This is a genomic window from Pseudomonas silesiensis (genome assembly GCF_001661075.1).
In the GTDB taxonomy this organism is placed as follows: Bacteria; Pseudomonadota; Gammaproteobacteria; order Pseudomonadales; family Pseudomonadaceae; genus Aquipseudomonas; species Aquipseudomonas silesiensis.
The window spans coordinates 856561-872597 of the sequence record NZ_CP014870.1; the positions used below are offsets into that span (position 1 = coordinate 856561).

Annotated in this window: 17 protein-coding genes; 7 read left to right on the forward strand and 10 right to left on the reverse strand. The window is 59.9% G+C overall.

Annotation, left to right across the window (positions count from 1 at the left end):
- Nucleotides 1–32 precede the first annotated feature (32 nt).
- On the forward strand, nucleotides 33–551 hold the full coding sequence (locus tag PMA3_RS03790; protein WP_064675915.1) for an acyloxyacyl hydrolase: 519 nt from the start codon (nucleotides 33–35) through the stop codon (nucleotides 549–551).
- Between the two features lie 158 nt (nucleotides 552–709).
- On the opposite strand, the gene PMA3_RS03795 is transcribed toward PMA3_RS03790, so the two are convergent.
- The 7 genes from PMA3_RS03795 to PMA3_RS03825 all read right to left on the reverse strand — a co-directional run bounded on the left by PMA3_RS03795 (nucleotide 710) and on the right by PMA3_RS03825 (nucleotide 7899).
- Nucleotides 710–1015, reverse strand: coding sequence for a YkgJ family cysteine cluster protein (locus PMA3_RS03795; protein WP_064675916.1), 306 nt, complete (start codon nucleotides 1013–1015; stop codon nucleotides 710–712).
- Nucleotides 1016–1163: 148 nt separating this feature from the next.
- Complete coding sequence (locus PMA3_RS03800) at nucleotides 1164–2411, reverse strand: NAD(P)/FAD-dependent oxidoreductase (RefSeq protein WP_064675917.1); 1248 nt, start codon at nucleotides 2409–2411, stop codon at nucleotides 1164–1166.
- Nucleotides 2408–3190, reverse strand: coding sequence for an SDR family NAD(P)-dependent oxidoreductase (locus tag PMA3_RS03805; protein ID WP_064675918.1), 783 nt, complete (start codon nucleotides 3188–3190; stop codon nucleotides 2408–2410). Before PMA3_RS03805 ends, PMA3_RS03800 begins: the two co-directional genes overlap by 4 nt.
- A 113-nt stretch (nucleotides 3191–3303) precedes the next feature.
- Nucleotides 3304–4749 (reverse strand): deoxyribodipyrimidine photo-lyase, encoded by a 1446-nt coding sequence (gene phrB / locus PMA3_RS03810; protein ID WP_064680612.1) that lies wholly within the window; start codon nucleotides 4747–4749, stop codon nucleotides 3304–3306.
- Between the two features lie 21 nt (nucleotides 4750–4770).
- Entirely contained in the window at nucleotides 4771–5712 is a 942-nt protein-coding gene (locus PMA3_RS03815; protein ID WP_064675919.1) for a MerR family transcriptional regulator, read from the reverse strand.
- Complete coding sequence (locus PMA3_RS03820; protein ID WP_064675920.1) at nucleotides 5712–6671, reverse strand: YbgA family protein; 960 nt, start codon at nucleotides 6669–6671, stop codon at nucleotides 5712–5714. Before PMA3_RS03820 ends, PMA3_RS03815 begins: the two co-directional genes overlap by 1 nt.
- 241 nt (nucleotides 6672–6912) lie before the next feature.
- The gene (locus tag PMA3_RS03825) at nucleotides 6913–7899 is read right to left on the reverse strand and encodes an NAD(P)/FAD-dependent oxidoreductase (RefSeq protein ID WP_064675921.1); all 987 of its coding nucleotides are present in this window, start codon (nucleotides 7897–7899) and stop codon (nucleotides 6913–6915) included.
- Nucleotides 7900–8094: 195 nt separating this feature from the next.
- Here PMA3_RS03825 and PMA3_RS03830 point away from each other — a divergent pair, with 195 nt between their 5' ends.
- Nucleotides 8095–8997, forward strand: a complete 903-nt coding sequence (locus PMA3_RS03830; RefSeq protein WP_064675922.1) for a TIGR01777 family oxidoreductase — start codon at nucleotides 8095–8097, stop codon at nucleotides 8995–8997.
- Nucleotides 8998–9010: 13 nt separating this feature from the next.
- Complete coding sequence (gene hemH / locus PMA3_RS03835) at nucleotides 9011–10033, forward strand: ferrochelatase (protein WP_064675923.1); 1023 nt, start codon at nucleotides 9011–9013, stop codon at nucleotides 10031–10033.
- 108 nt (nucleotides 10034–10141) lie between these two features.
- Here hemH and PMA3_RS03840 read toward each other — a convergent pair whose 3' ends face one another.
- Together PMA3_RS03840 and upp are read right to left on the reverse strand one after the other, a co-directional pair.
- Nucleotides 10142–11416, reverse strand: coding sequence for a uracil-xanthine permease family protein (locus PMA3_RS03840; RefSeq protein WP_064675924.1), 1275 nt, complete (start codon nucleotides 11414–11416; stop codon nucleotides 10142–10144).
- A gap of 2 nt (nucleotides 11417–11418) precedes the next feature.
- A complete protein-coding gene (gene upp, locus PMA3_RS03845; protein ID WP_064675925.1) occupies nucleotides 11419–12057 on the reverse strand; it encodes a uracil phosphoribosyltransferase in 639 nt (212 codons plus the stop codon).
- Between the two features lie 161 nt (nucleotides 12058–12218).
- On the opposite strand from upp, the gene PMA3_RS03850 reads away from it, so the two are divergent.
- From PMA3_RS03850 to PMA3_RS03865, 4 genes are all read left to right on the forward strand, one after another.
- Nucleotides 12219–12776, forward strand: a complete 558-nt coding sequence (locus PMA3_RS03850) for a hypoxanthine-guanine phosphoribosyltransferase (RefSeq protein WP_064675926.1) — start codon at nucleotides 12219–12221, stop codon at nucleotides 12774–12776.
- Between the two features lie 4 nt (nucleotides 12777–12780).
- Entirely contained in the window at nucleotides 12781–13254 is a 474-nt protein-coding gene (locus PMA3_RS03855) for a WbuC family cupin fold metalloprotein (RefSeq protein WP_064675927.1), read from the forward strand.
- A gap of 171 nt (nucleotides 13255–13425) precedes the next feature.
- Nucleotides 13426–13911 (forward strand): hypothetical protein, encoded by a 486-nt coding sequence (locus tag PMA3_RS03860; RefSeq protein WP_064675928.1) that lies wholly within the window; start codon nucleotides 13426–13428, stop codon nucleotides 13909–13911.
- A gap of 60 nt (nucleotides 13912–13971) precedes the next feature.
- Nucleotides 13972–14259, forward strand: coding sequence for a PA4642 family protein (locus PMA3_RS03865; RefSeq protein ID WP_064675929.1), 288 nt, complete (start codon nucleotides 13972–13974; stop codon nucleotides 14257–14259).
- 87 nt (nucleotides 14260–14346) lie between these two features.
- Here the strand turns inward: PMA3_RS03865 and mqo are convergent, their stop codons facing one another.
- Nucleotides 14347–15855, reverse strand: coding sequence for a malate dehydrogenase (quinone) (mqo, locus tag PMA3_RS03870; protein WP_064675930.1), 1509 nt, complete (start codon nucleotides 15853–15855; stop codon nucleotides 14347–14349).
- Between the last annotated feature and the right edge of the window lie 182 nt (nucleotides 15856–16037).

The following is a 16037-nucleotide window of genomic DNA, read 5'->3' on the forward strand; positions in this document are numbered from 1 at the left end:
ACACAAAAATCGTTCGGAAAAGGATGTTTCTAATGAAGCGACTATTCTGCTTGGCCGCGATTGCGGCCGCACTGATGGGGCACAATTTTTCCGCCCAGGCGGCAGGCGTGGAGTTCGCGGTCGGCCAAACCGATGAGTCGACCATGACCTATCGGCTGGGCATGCAATTCGACTGGGACAAGAGCTGGCTGCAAAGTGACGTCGGTCGTCTGACCGGTTACTGGAGTGGGGCCTACACCTATTGGGATGGCGACAAGAGTTCCAGTAATCACAGTCTGTCGTTTTCGCCAGTGTTGGTTTACGAATTTTCTGGACAGAACGTCAAGCCGTACGTGGAGTTGGGCGTTGGCGTAGCGGCGTTCGCCAATACCGAAGTCGAAAACAACCAGCTTGGCAGTGCGTTCCAGTTTGAAGACCGGTTCGGCTTTGGCCTGCGCTTTGCGGGCGGCCATGAAGTCGGGATTCGTGCGACGCACTACTCCAATGCCGGCATCAGCAGCCCGAACGACGGTGTGGAAAGCTACGCGCTGCACTACACGATGCCGCTGTAACCCTGGACTCGGTCACTGTGGGAGCGGCGGTGCGACGATTCGACTTGCCCGCGATGACGGACTATCAGTCAACATTGATGTTGAATGGTAAATCGCTATCGCGGGCAAGTCGGGTCGCCGCACCGCCGCTCCCACACAGGATCTTCGGTGATTTTGATTCACCGATACGCCGTGGTAATCCCCTGGCGCTCTTCGATGCATTCCGGCGCGCCCATCTCGAACTCCCGGCAGATCAACGGGCGTTTTTCGTAGATAGTGCACATCATCGTGTTGCGATCCAGCGCGGCGCACCAGCCGTCATCCAGACGCAGCATGACCTCCCCACCCCAATCGTCGGTATCGATAAATCGCTCGGGCACGCCGGTGTCGGTGATCAGCATCACTTCAAGCTGGCAGCAGCACGCGGCGCAGGTCGAGCAAGTGACCGCCGGTTCGGCGATTTGCGTGTGGGCAATGGTCTTCATGGGGCGCAGTGTAAGACAGCGGGACGCTGCTGTGTGAAAGGCCTGACGGACGCTTGGGTGCAGTGGCGTACAGCAGGATGATCCACAAAGGTATTCGCGCGGCCTGGACCCGGCGCCGCAGGACTATCGAGCTACGCAGGCGGCGCTGTCACAAAGTTTCCCCGAGCGCGCGGGCAACACGCAAGGCGCTGATCACGCCGTCTTCATGGGAACCGCTGGCCCAATAGGCGCCGCAAAAGTAAGTGTGGTGCGCGCCGTTCAATTCTTCCCAGCGCTCCTGGGCGGCGACGGCCGCCAGGCTGAATTGCGGGTGGGCATACGTGTATTGGGCGAGCACCTTGAACGGACTGATGCCGGCACTTTGATTGAGGCTGACACAGAAGGTCGTGTCGCTCTCGATGCCCTGCACAATATTCATGTCGTAGGTGACGGCCGCCCGCGTGTGGCCGGGGCCGCCGAGGCGATAGTTGCAACCGGCCCAGGCCAGTTTTTGCTCCGGCAGCACACGGGTGTCGGTATGCAGCACGACTTCATTGTCCGCGTAGGGCAGGGCACCGAGGATCGACTGTTCGGCGTCGCTGGGCCTGGCCAGCATTTTCAGTGCCTGATCGCTGTGACACGCGAACACCACTTTATCGAATCGCTCGCTGCCGGCGGCACTGTGGATAACTACGCCATCCCCATCGCGTTCGACTCGATTGACCGGGTCATTGAGCCTGATTTTCTGTTTGAAACTCGCCGTCAATGGGGTGATATAGGCACTCGAGCCCCCTTCGATCACGCACCATGGTCGGCGATTGTCAGCGGACAGCAGACCATGATTGTTGAAGAACCTGACGAAGGTCCGCATTGGAAAACCCAGGACGTCAGCCATGGACATCGACCAGATCGCGGCCCCCATCGGCACGATGTAATGCAGGATGAACCGCTCGCCATAGCCTCCCGCTTTCAAATAGTCGTCCAGCGTGGTGTCTGCCGCGATCTGCCCTTCGATCAGGTCGCGTTGTGCCACTTTATTGAAGCGCGAGACGTCCCGCAGCATGCCCCAGAACCCCGGCGACAACAGATTGCGGCGCTGGGAAAACAGGCTGTTGAGGTTGTTGCTGTTGTACCAGAGGCCAGTATCCGGGTCGGTGACCGAAAAACTCATTGGCGTCGGTTTGAAAGCCACGCCAAGTTGACCCAGCAGACGAATGAAATTCGGATAGGCCCAGTCGTTGAACGCCATGAAGCCGGTGTCCACCGCGTAGCTTTGGCCCTCGACTGTCACGTCTACGGTATGGGTATGACCGCCGACACGGTCGCTGGCCTCGAACAGGCTGATTTCGTGGCTGCGATTGAGCAGGTAGGCGCTGGTCAGGCCCGAAATGCCGCTGCCGACGATGGCGATCTTCACGGCTGATCCTTGATTGGCGGCTGGCCACCTATCATGCGTTTACCGATTGCCAGTTTCCCGTTGTCGGGCATTTTCGACAGCGGCCAGAGTTCGGCCATGAACAGCGCAGGCAGGGCGATCTCCGGGGGGCGGCGCTTGAGTTCTTCGAAGATATGCCGAGCGGCTTTATCCACAGGCCAGGAGAGGCGGGACGGCACGTCGTTGTTCGCGGCCGGCAGTGTGTCGACGAAGCCCGGGCTGACCATGGTGACTTCGATGCCGTCCGGCGCCAGATTGAGGCGCAAGGACTCGAACAAATACCGCAAGCCGGCTTTCGAAGTGCCATGGGCTTCGGCCCGGGGCAGCGGCAGATAGGTTGCCGGACTGGCCATCCCCACCAGGTGCGGCGCAGTCCCGGCCCGCAGCAAGGGCACGGCAGCTTCGATGCAATAACTGCTGGCAAGCAGGTTAGTGCGTACGACGTGCTCAATGATTGAAGCATCCAGCTGCCGGGCGTCGACATACTCGCAAGTGCCGGCGTTAAGGATTACTGAATCCAGCGAGCCCCACTCCCGGGCAATCCGTTCGCCGATTTCACGCACGGTCTGGCTGTTGGTCAGGTCACCAGCCACCACCATCACCCGTCCTGGATAGCGCTTGGACAAGACTTTCAAAGATGCCACCGAGCGTGAACTGACCGCCAGGTGGGCGCCGGTTTTCAGTATTTCTTCGGCCAACGCCGCGCCAATACCGTTGCCGGCACCGGTCAGCCAATAGCGTCGTGGAAGTGTAACGCTCATCCCATGCTCCTTTTCAGCCAGGCACACGACTGGCCCAATACGGGTAAATGTTCATAAATAGTGCCCGGGCATCGAAGCAATCCCGGTAGCCATGTACTTTCCTGCGCAGGCGATCACTCATCCCCGGCTCCTGCGTTCTGCCGCGACGGTAGATTCTTGAACGCCGCCAACGCTCGCGCGCGGGACTCACTAAGATTGACGATTGGCAACGGATAACCTGCCACACCAAACAGCCCGCCGAGGTTTGCCGGGTCGTGCACTTCTTTTTTGCTCAGTCCGGCCAATTCCGGCAGCCAGTGCTTGATGAATACGCCCTCGGCGTCAAATTTTACCGACTGGCTCAACGGGTTGAAAATCCGGAAATACGGCGCCGAATCGGTGCCGGTGGATGAACTCCACTGCCAGCCGCCGTTGTTCGCCGCAAGGTCGCCATCGATCAGGTGGCGCATGAAAAAGCGTTCGCCTTCGCGCCAGTCGATCAGCAGGTTCTTGGTCAGAAACATCGCCACGACCATACGCAGACGATTGTGCATCCAGCCGGTTTCAAGCAATTGGCGCATGGCCGCATCGATGATGGGCAGGCCGGTGCGTGCTTGCTGCCAGGCCAGGAGTTCTTCAGGCGCATGGCGCCAGGCCAGGGCCTCGGTTTCCGGGCGGAAGGCGCGGTGACGGGACACCCGTGGGTAGCCCACCAGAATGTGTTTGTAGAACTCGCGCCACAGCAACTCATTGATCCAGGTGACGGCGCCCACGTTGCCGCTTTCGAATTCACCCTGATTGCTTTGCAGGGCCGCATGCAGGCATTGTCGAGGGGATATCACGCCTGCAGCGAGGTAGGCCGAAAGCTGGCTGGTGCCGGGTTTGGCCGGGAAGTCCCGCTCGCTTTCGTAGTAGTGGATCCGGGCGTCGGTGAAAGTGTCGAGGCGGCGCCGGGCTTCGCATTCACCCGCTGGCCAGAGGGCGCGCAAGCTGTCACCGGGCGAGTCGAAGCCCTCGATGTCTGCGGGGATCTTGTCCGGTTTGATGCTCAAGGATGCTTGCACCCTTGGGGCGTGCACCAGGCTCGGAAGCGCATGATGCAGGCGTTCATGGCACACCTTGCGGAACTGGCTGAACACCTGGAAATACGTGCCGGTCCTGGTCAGGACGCTCCCGGGCTTGAACAACAGCTGGTCGAGATAGCTGTGAAACTCGATGCCCCGGCTCTTCAGCGCGTCAGCCACCGCCAGGTCCCGGCGGGTTTCATGAATGCCGTATTCCTCGTTGACGTGTACCGCATCAATCGCCAACTGCTGACAAAGCTCGAGCAAAACATTCGGAGCGTCATCCCAGCGTGCTGCCTGGCGGATCAACAAGGGAATATTCAGTTCGTTCAGTGCGTGGCTTAACTCGCTCAGGTTGCGCAGCCAGAAATCCACTTTGCACGGCGCATCGTCATGCTCTCGCCATTGTTCCGGACTCAGCAGATACACCGCCACGCTCGGACCCCGCGCTGCAGCGGCCGAGAGGGCGGTGTTGTCATGTAGGCGCAAGTCGCTGCGCAGCCAGATCAATTGCATGGTGGTGTCCATGGATAACAATTAAATGAGCCCGCGCTGGACCAGTTCCTGGTGAGCCGATAACGGATCTTCGGCCAGGAACACGTCAGCAGTCACGGTGGCTCTTGCGGACAACTCGGTGTGGTGGATGCGCACCGTGGGTCCTGCAATCATTTTTGGGCAACTGACGCCATTCAAAAGTTTCGTCAGCTGTGAAAGGTTCATCGCTTTACTGGAGTACAGTAGTACACCGCGTGCTTTCAGGTGATCGACCGCAAGCGCGAGTTCACCGGCAGGCAGCGGCCAGTCGAACACCTCCACCGGGCAATCGGCGCTGCTGATCAACCAGGCGGTCAGCCACAGGTGGGGTTCCAGCGGCAAGTCCGAGTGATTGATCAACAGCAGCGGCGCGCTGCGCAACTGCCGGTTGTTATGGTAGATGCGGGCGCCGAACTTGCTGCGAAGCCAGGAATAAAAAAACACGCGCTCCATCTGCGCGCCGAACTGGCCTTGCCAACGTTGTTCCAGCTCCGCCAGCAACGGCATCAGCAGTTGTTCGCACACGATTCGCGGTGGATACAGCGCCATGGCCTGGTTGACGGTGTCATCGAGGGTGCGTTCGCTCAGTTGAGTCACCGCGTGCAGCAGTGTGTGGCGCAGCACATGCCAATCGTTTTCAACCGATTCGGTAAACGCCTGGGGGGTGTCGAGCAATTGCTTGACCTGGCTGACGGCAACGCCGCGATCGAGCCAGGTAAGAATCGTCAGGATGCGTTGAACATGTTCGGCGCGGAACAACCGATGCCCTTTGGGCGTACGTTGCGGCACAATCAGGCCATATCGCCGTTCCCAGGCGCGCAGGGTCACGGCATTGACGCCAGTCTGGCGAGCCACCTCACGAATGGGCAGCCAGCCTTCATCGAGGGCCTTTGCGAAGTCGGCGCCCACGTCTGCTCTGGCGCCGGTGTCGAGTGGGGTTTTCATCAGATCGCGTTTCGCAGGCTGAGATTTTCCGGGTGCGGTTGCAGGTAAACCTGCTGCGCGATGTAGGGGTCCGGATGCTGGCGAAAATAATGTTTGAGCAGGGTCAGCGGCACCACCAGCGGCACGATGCCTTGACGGTACTGGCCGATGACGTGCTGCACTTCCTGCTTGTCTTCAGCGCTGATCGCTTGTTTCAGGTAACCACTGATGTGCTGCAAGACATTGGTGTGGGTGCGGCGCGTGGCGCATTTTTTCAAGGCGGCCATCAGTTCGCTGAAATAGCGTGGGCCCAGTTCGCCGGGATCGGTCTGGCCCATGTTGCCCAACAGATTGCCCAAGGTTTTGTATTGCACCGGGTTGTGGGCCATCAACAGGTATTTGTAGCGCGAGTGAAAGTCCGTGAGGCCGTGGCGGGTCAGGCCTGCTTGCCGCAACTGCTGCCAGGCGCTGTAGGCGAATACGCGGGTCAGGAAGTTTTCCCGCAGCACCGGGTCGTTGAGCCGACCCTCTTCTTCCACCGGCAAATCCGGATGCAGGGCGCAAAACGCCTGGGCGTAGATACCGCGACCGCCGCCGTCCACTGGCGCCCCGTTGGCGTGGTAGACCTTGACCCGTTCCAGTCCGCATGACGGGGATTTCTGCATAAAGATGTAGCCGCAGATATCGCTGAGCTCGGCCGCCATTTGCCGGCCATAGCCCGCCAGTGGCCGAGTGACGTTGAGAGCGGGATCGACTGTGCCGATGGCATCGGGTTGTTCGGGGCTACCCACCAGGCGGATGGGTTGGCGCGGAATGCCGAGGCCGATGGCAACTTCCGGACACACCGGGACGAAATCGAAGTAGTCAGTGAGGGTGTGGCTGCACAGCCGCGATTGCTTGTGCCCGCCGTTGAAGCGCACCTCGGCACCCATGAGGCAGGCGCTGATGGCGATTTTAGGTTTCACGGTGGGGCAGGGCATCGGGGGCACCTCGAATCCAGACCTGTACAGATTTTTTGCTCTGTACAACATGTGCTCCATCATAGATTCAAAGGTGTACAAGTCAAATTATTTGTATAAGTTTTCCATGCTAACCCCAATTTCCTGCGAAGACATCTCCTGTAGGCGCCGGCTTGCCGGCGAAAGGATTCAAGCCATGCGGTGTTCTTCATGGCACCTTCGCTGCGGAGCGGCAATCCGACAAACCAGCCATTACCGACATTTACTGCAGGTGCGCGTGCAACCGCCTGGCAGCTTCCTGACCGCTGAGCCAGGCACCTTCGACCCGTCCGGACAGACACCAGTCGCCGCACACGTAAAGACCCAGATCGGCATCGGCCAGCACGCCCCATTCATGGCTGGTGGCAGGGCGGGCGTAGAGCCAGCGATGGGCAAGGCTGAAGGTTGGAGCGGGCATGGCGTCATGCAGCAATTCGGCGAATGCGCCATGCAATTGCTCGATCACCGCTTCCTTGGACAGGTCGATATGCTGCCGGCTCCAGGCACTGGTGGCATGCAGGACCCAAGTGTCCAGGGTGTTGTCGCGCCCAGGTTTGCTGCGGTTGCGGGCCAGCCAGTCGAGCGGGCTGTCTTGCACGAAGCAGCCTTCCATGGGCGTGTCCAGCGGCGTTTCGAAGGCCAGTGCGACAGCCCAGGTCGGGTCCATTTTCACCCCGGCAGCGGCCCCGGCGAGCTTCGGCGCGGAGGCCAGCAGCGCGGTGGCCTGCGGTGCCGGCGTGGCGATTACTACATGGCCGAACGGGCCGTGGGTGAAGCCTTCGGCATCCTGCAGATGCCAGTGCTCTTCGCCACGATAGACCTCGGTGATCCGGCAGGCGAACTGCACTTCCAGATCGCCAAGCAGGCCGCGGGTGATGGCGCTCATACGGGGCGTACCGACCCAGCGGGTCTGTTCGTCCGGCGAAAGATTGAGTTGGCCGCCGTGGTAGGTGTAGAGCTGCGGCGTCCACTCGGCGACCCAGCCGTTGGCTTGCCAACGCTGGACTTCCGTGACGAAGCGACGATCGCGGGCGGTGAAATATTGCGCGCCCAGGTCCAGAGCCCCCGCATCGCTGCGTTTGCTCGACATGCGTCCGCCACTGCCGCGGCTTTTATCGAAAAGTTGAACGACATGCCCGGCCTCCGTAAGGGCCTGGGCGGCTGATAGTCCGGCGATGCCGGTGCCGATGATTGCGATAGGTACAGTCATAGGGGCCTCGTTTACCTTTCTGTACAGACTACGCCGTGGATTAAACCTGTACAATATTGTTTTTTGGTATAACTTTTAGCGTTCTCGATCTGACAGCTTGGCCTATTGTTAAACACAGACCTGCTCGATACCAAAGATCCCTGCTTATAAAAATAGACTAGTGATCAGGGTTAAACGCCACGCGAGGAAGTAGTCATGCACATATTGCTGACCGGCGGTACTGGTTTGATAGGACGTCAGCTCTGCCGACACTGGTTGAGTCAGGGGCATCGTCTGACGGTCTTGAGCCGCACGCCGGAAAAAGTCGCAAAAATTTGCGGGGCACAGGTGCGTGGTGTCGCACTGTTCGAAGACCTTGGGCAGGAAACCGTCGATGCCGTTATCAATCTGGCGGGGGCGCCGATTGCCGACCGGCCATGGACCACCAAGCGCAAGGCGTTGCTCTGGAGCAGCCGGATCACACTGACCGAAACGATGCTGGCCTGGCTCGAAAGCCGCGAGCAGAAACCGCAGGTATTGATCTCGGGCTCCGCCATCGGCTGGTATGGCGATGGAGGCGAACGGGAATTGACCGAGCAATCGCCTCCGGTCATCGATGATTTCGCCAGTCAGTTGTGCATCGCCTGGGAGGAGACCGCGCAGCGTGCCGAAGCCTTGGGCATTCGCGTGATCCTGATTCGTACCGGGCTGGTACTGTCGGCCGAGGGCGGCTTTTTGTCGCGGCTGCTGGTGCCGTTCAAACTGGGGCTGGGCGGGCCGATCGGCAACGGTCGACAGTGGATGCCGTGGATCCATATCAACGATCAAATCGCCCTGATTGATTTTCTTCTGCATCGGAATGACGCCAGCGGTCCTTATAATGCCTGCGCGCCCCAGCCGGTGCGCAATCACGAGTTCGCCAAGACGTTGGGCAGCGTGCTGCACCGCCCGTCGTTCATGCCGATGCCGGCCCTGGCGTTAAAAGTCTGTCTGGGCGAGCTGTCATTGCTGTTGCTAGGCGGCCAGAAGGCTGTACCGGCTCGCTTGCTGCAAGCGGGATTCACCTTTCGGTTCACTGATTTGCGCGCGGCTCTGGACGATCTGTCCAGCCGCCTCTGAAATAGGACGTTGCATGACCGATCACGCATTGCTTCTGGTCAACCTGGGCTCGCCTGCCTCCACCTCGGTGGCCGATGTGCGCAGTTACCTCAATCAATTTCTGATGGACCCTTATGTGATCGACTTGCCATGGCCGGTGCGACGGTTATTGGTTTCGCTGATCCTGTTCAAGCGGCCGGAACAATCGGCCCACGCCTATGCCTCGATCTGGTGGGAAGAGGGCTCGCCGCTGGTGGTGCTCAGCCGTCGCCTGCAACAGGCCGTGACCGCGCAATGGACCCACGGCCCGGTGGAACTGGCGATGCGCTACGGCGAGCCGTCGATCGAGTCGACGCTGGTGCGCATGGCGGGGCAGGGGATCAAACGTATCACCCTGGCGCCCCTGTACCCGCAGTTCGCCGACAGCACGGTGACGACGGTGATCGAAGAAGCCAAACGGGTCGTGCGTGAGCACAACCTCGATGTTCAGTTCTCCATTCTTCAGCCGTTCTACGACCAGCCGGAATACCTTGACGCGCTGGTTGCCAGTGCCAGGCCTCATCTGCAGCAGGATTTCGATCACTTGTTGTTGAGCTTCCATGGCTTGCCCGAGCGGCACCTGAAGAAACTCAACCCAGGCCACTGTTTCGAGGGCGGCGGCGATTGTTGCGCCAGTGCGCCACCGGAAGTGGTCGCGACCTGTTATCGCGGTCAGTGCCTGCGAACGGCGGCGGAGTTTGCCAAACGCATGGGCTTGCCGGACGGCAAGTGGTCGGTGTCGTTTCAGTCGCGTCTGGGTCGGGCCAAATGGATTGACCCCTACACCGAAGCGCGCCTTGATGAGTTGGCTGGAATGGGCGTGAGAAAAGTGCTGGTGATGTGCCCGGCATTTGTCGCCGATTGCATTGAGACGCTTGAGGAAATTGGTGATCGCGGGAAGGAGCAGTTCCGTGAAGCGGGGGGAGAGGAGTTGGTGCTGGTGCCGTGCCTCAATGATGATCCGCAGTGGGCGCGGGCGTTGAGCGCCTTGTGCGAGCGGGCGCCACTGGCGCTTTAGAAGCTTTGCCGGCAAGCCGGCTCCTACACAGGTCGTGTGATCGACACAAAACCTGTAGGAGCCGGCTTGCCGGCGAAGGCGTCTCAAGCAGCAACAAAAATCTCTGCCTTACAACAGCGTCTCATCCGCCTTCTTGTGCTTCCAGCTGTCATTGCCCGGCAGCAACAGGTTCAGCGCAATCGCCGTTACCGCGCACAGCGCGATGCCTTTGAGGCCGAAGTCGTCCGGGCCAGTGCCGGTGCCGACCAGCACGCCGCCAATCCCGAACACCAGTGTTACCGAGACAATCACCAGATTGCGCGCCTCGCCCAGGTCGATTTTATGGCGGATCAGGGTGTTCATCCCCACCGCCGCGATCGAGCCGAACAACAGGCACAGAATCCCGCCCATCACCGGCACCGGGATGCTTTGCAGTAGCGCACCGAATTTGCCGACGAATGCCAGGCTGATGGCGAAGATCGCCGCCCAGGTCATGATTTTCGGGTTGTAGTTCTTGGTCAGCATCACCGCGCCCGTCACTTCGGCGTACGTGGTGTTAGGCGGACCGCCAAACAGGCCGGCGGCGGTGGTCGCAATCCCGTCACCGAGCAACGTGCGGTGCAGGCCGGGCTTCTTCAGGTAGTCGCGACCGGTCACGCTGCCCACGGCAATCACGCCGCCGATATGCTCGATGGCCGGCGCCAATGCCACCGGGACGATGAACAGAATCGCCTGCCAGTTGAACTCCGGCGCGGTGAAGTGTGGAATCGCAAACCAGGGAGCGGCGGCGATCTTCGCGGTATCGACCACGCCGAAATAGAACGCCATCGCAAAGCCCACCAGCACGCCGGAGATAATCGGCACCAGGCGAAAAATGCCTTTGCCGAACACCGCGACGATCAGGGTGGTCAGCAACGCCGGCATCGAGATCAACATCGCCGTCTGGTAATGAATCAGCTCGGCGCCGTCGCCCGACTTGCCCATCGCCATGTTCGCGGCAATCGGCGCCATGGCCAGGCCGATGGAGATGATGACCGGGCCAATCACCACCGGGGGCAGCAAACGGTCGATGAAACCGGTGCCTTTGATTTTCACTGCCAGGCCGAGGAAGGTGTAGACGAAGCCTGCCGCCATGATACCGCCCATGGTCGCTGCGAGTCCGAATTGGCCCTTGGCGAGAATGATCGGGGTAATAAAGGCAAAGCTCGACGCCAGGAACACGGGCACCTGACGCCCGGTGACGATCTGAAACAGAATCGTCCCAAGGCCAGCAGTGAACAGTGCCACGTTCGGATCGAGGCCGGTAATCAGCGGCATCAATACCAACGCCCCGAACGCCACGAACAGCATCTGCGCACCAGACAGCACCGTGCGCCAGAGCGGATCGTTGAACTCATCCTGCATGGTCACGCGTCCTTCTGCTTGGTACCGAAGATCTTGTCACCGGCATCGCCCAAGCCTGGGATGATGTAACCGTGTTCATTCAATTTTTCATCGATGGAAGCGGTGTAGATGGTCACGTCCGGGTGAGCCTTCTCCACGGCGGCGATGCCTTCTGGTGCAGCGACCAGCACCATGGCGCGGATGTCGCGGCACCCGGCTTTCTTCAGCAGGTCGATGGTGGCGACCATGGAACTGCCGGTGGCGAGCATCGGGTCGATGATCATCGCCAGGCGTTCGTTGATTTCCGGGACCAGTTTTTCCAGGTAGGTATGAGCTTGCAGGGTCTGTTCGTTGCGGGCCACGCCCACGGCGCTGACCTTGGCGCCCGGGATCAGGCTGAGCACGCCTTCGAGCATGCCGATACCGGCGCGCAGGATCGGTACCACGGTAATTTTCTTGCCGGCGATTTTCTCCACCGACACGGTGCCGGCCCAACCTTCGATATCGTAGGTTTCCAGCGGCAGGTCTTTGGTGGCTTCGTAGGTCAGCAGGGCGCCGACTTCCTGAGCGAGCTCACGGAAATTCTTGGTGCTGATGTCGGCGCGGCGCATAAGGCCAAGTTTATGACGGATCAGCGGATGGCGGATCTCGAGGATGGGCATGGGAAAGGCTCCGGCGGCGGGCAAAAAAACCGGCCTAGATTAATCTATCCGAGGGTGTTGTCCTATAGACATTCAGAACGTTAGTCCACAAACGCTTGATCTGGCCGTGCGGGATGCGTACCTTTGCCCGCTTTTCCGTATCCGTCCCCCTGGAGAGCGCCATGTCCGCTGATCTCGAGCATATCCGTCAAATCATGCGAGAGGCTGACTGCCTGTACACCGAAGCTGAAGTCGAGGCGGCCATCGCCCGCGTCGGTGCACACATCAACGACCAGTTGGCCGAGAGCAATCCGGTGGTGTTCTGCGTGATGAACGGCGGGCTGATCTTCGCCGGCAAGCTGCTCACGCATTTGCAATTCCCGCTGGAAGCGTCCTACCTGCACGCCACCCGTTATCGCAACGAAACCAGCGGCGGCGACCTGTTCTGGAAAGCCAAGCCGGAAGTCTCGTTCATCGACCGTGACGTGCTGATCATCGACGACATCCTCGACGAAGGTCACACCCTGGGCGCGATCATCGACTTCTGCAAACACGCCGGCGCGCGCAAAGTGCACACCGCCGTGCTGATCGACAAGGACCACGACCGCAAGGCCCGCCCGGACCTGAAAGCCGATTTCGTCGGCCTGCCGTGCATCGACCGTTACATCTTCGGTTACGGCATGGACTACAAAGGCTACTGGCGCAACGCCAACGGGATTTTTGCTGTTAAAGGAATGTAAGCAGATGACCACGCCGAGCTTTCTTGATCAAACCCTGTTCACTGAATTGGCCGAGAAAGCCGCGGCGAATCCTCGTGGGCGTCAGCATCACAACTTTCATCAGATGGAAGATGCCTGTCACCGCATGGCCGTAGGGTTGCAACCGGACACCTACATCCCGCCTCACCGTCATCTGGGCGATAACAAAGCCGAGACCTTACTGGTCCTCAAGGGGCGGCTTGGTCTGTTGATTTTCGACGAGTCCGGCGTGGTGGTGAAGAAGCAAATCCTGCAAGCCGGTGGCGACTGTGTGGGCGTGGACCTGCCGACCGGCGTGTTTCATGGCTTGGTGGTGCTGGAAGCCGACAGTTTGATGTTCGAGTGCAAGGCCGGTCCTTATCGTCCGGTCGGTGAGGGTGAGCTGGCGCCGTGGGCGCCGCGTGAAGGCGAGCCTGGTGTTGCCGAATATCACGCCTGGATGCGCGCGCAGTTCGATTGAGTTTCACCCTGTGGGAGCGAGCTTGCTCGCGATAGCGGTGCGTCAGGCAATGATGATGTCCACTGACAGTCCGCTATCGCGAGCAAGCTCGCTCCCACAGTGGTTTCGTGTTCACCAATCCACTGTCATACGCCCATGGTAGAGTGCTCGGCCACGTCTCCGGAGCCCGTCATGAGTCTATTGATCCGCAGCTGCGCCGCCCTGTTGCTGACCCTCAGTTTGCCCCTTGCCGCCGCTCCGGCGCCGATGCACGCGCAGTTTCTGCCCCCGGATGACCTGACCCTGCGTGACGCGGCTCCCGAGCAGCAACAACTGCTGCAGGTCACCGACTACGCCGTGGTGGTGGGCAGCCAGCGCCAGTCCAACCAGCAGCCGATTCCGGTCACGTCCCCCTTACTGATCCGCCTCAAGGGCAAACCCTTGAACAAGGGCGCAACCATCAACCAGGTACTGATCAACTTCGATGGCGAAAGCAAAAGCCTGAAAAAGCCGGTCTACGACGACAAGAGCAAAACTCTGACGCTGTTTTATCCGATGACCCAGTATCGGGTGGTGATCGACCTGTTGCGTAACGACACGGTGTATTGCCAGTTCCTCAGCTATGCCAACGGCCATGTCTGGGCCGATCTGCACACCGGCAGTGTTCGTCCGCGTTGAGCCCGGCGCCATGTGAGGGGTAAACTGCCCGCCCCGTGAAATGTCAGGCTGGAGTCGGCAATGCGTAAAGATAAGAAGCAAGTGATTGGTGACGAGATCGGTGATGCGCAGATCAAGCTGTTCCTCGATTTTGAGCCGGTCGATGCCACTTCGCCGTCGCTGCACAAGCTGATCAAGGCTTATCGCGGACTGCGCATCGATGATTTCGAGCGTTTTCTGACGTTCTTCGTCGAAGCCGGTCTGGATCTGGACGGCAAGGATGAGCACGGTAATGACTTCGTTGCTTTGATCAAGGATCAGCGCAATGCGGCCGATTACATCGAGTTGATCGAGAAGGCTCGCGGTTAACCACATGTGCTCGCCACAAATTATTTAACCGCACATAAAAAAACGCCCCGTCTTCAATGAAAACGGGGCGTTTTTTGTGCAACCGAATCAAGCGTAGCTTTCGGTCTCGCTGCTGGCTTCAACCAGTTCCAGTGCAATGTTGTTCTGCACATTGATCTTGCGATACAGCGCAGCATCGGTTTCCAGAACCTTTTCCCGTGCCGGGAAAATTTCCGCCAGTTTGGCAGCCCATTCGCTGGAGGCCTTGTTCGGGAAGCATTTTTCGATCAGCTCAAGCATGATCGAAACCGTCACCGAAGCACCGGGCGAAGCACCGAGCAGGGCAGCAAGGGAACCGTCCTTGGCTGCGACCAGTTCGGTACCGAACTGCAGGACGCCGCCTTTCTTCGGATCTTTCTTGATGATCTGCACCCGTTGGCCAGCCACTTCCAGGCGCCAGTCTTCGGCTTTCGCCTGAGGGTAGAAGCGACGCAGGGATTCCAGGCGCTGCTCCATCGACTGCATGACTTCGCTCACCAGGTACTTGGTCAGGTCCATGTTGTTTTTCGCCACCGCCAGCATCGGGCCGATGTTGCCGGCGCGAACCGACATCGGCAGGTCCATGAACGAGCCGTGCTTGAGGAACTTGGTGGTGAAACCGGCGTATGGCCCGAACAGCAGGGACTTCTTGCCGTCTACGACACGGGTGTCCAGGTGCGGCACCGACATGGGTGGCGAACCGACTGCTGCCTGGCTGTAGACCTTGGCCTGGTGGTGCTTGACCACCTCCGGGTTGTCGCAACGCAGCCACTGGCCGCTGATCGGGAAGCCGCCGAAGCCTTTGCTTTCTTCGATGCCCGAAGCCTGCAACAGCGGCAATGCCGCGCCGCCGGCGCCGAGGAAGACGAATTTGGCATCGACTTCGCGGGTGTTGCCGCTGTTGACGTCCTTGATGCTGACGGTCCAGCCACCGTTGTTACGCTTCAGGCCGGTGACGCGCTTGCAGTACTTGACCTGGGCATCGGGTGCGCTGGTCAGGTGCTTGAGCAATTGATTGGTCAGGGCGCCGAAATTGACGTCGGTGCCATTGATGACGCGGGTGGCGGCGACGACTTCGTCGGCCGGCCGGCCTGGCATCATCAGCGGCATCCACTCGGCCATGGTGGCCTTGTCTTCGGTGTATTCCATGTCCGCGAAGGCGTGATGCTTGCTCATCAACTCGAAGCGTTCCTTGAGGAAGGAAACGCCAGCGTCACCCTGGACGAAGCTCAGGTGCGGCACCGGGCTGATGAAGGTCCTGGACGAGCCGAAGGTGCTCTTTTTGGTCAGGTAGGTCCAGAACTGCTTCGACACCTCGAACTGGGTATTGATGTGCACGGCTTTCTTGATGTCGACGGTGCCGTCGGCGGCCTGCGGCGTGTAGTTGAGCTCGCATAGCCCGGCGTGGCCGGTCCCGGCGTTGTTCCACGGGTTCGAACTCTCCGCGGCACCGGAATCCATCAGCTCGACGACTTCCAGCTTGATCGCGGGGTCGAGCTCTTTGAGCAGTACAGCCAGGGTGGCACTCATGATGCCGGCCCCAACCAGTACTACGTCGACTGCTTCGTTATGCGCCATTTAACGCGTCTCCAAAATCTGCAGCACCAAATTGTCGGCATGGCTGCCAGGCGTTACGGGGCGTGTCAGTGATGCCCCAAGTACCCATGGCAGGATCGCCATGTCCGAATCTTCGCAATTTTTCGCAACTTCGACGGACGCTACCGGCCGGGTCCAAAAGAGTTATGAACTCACTTCGACAC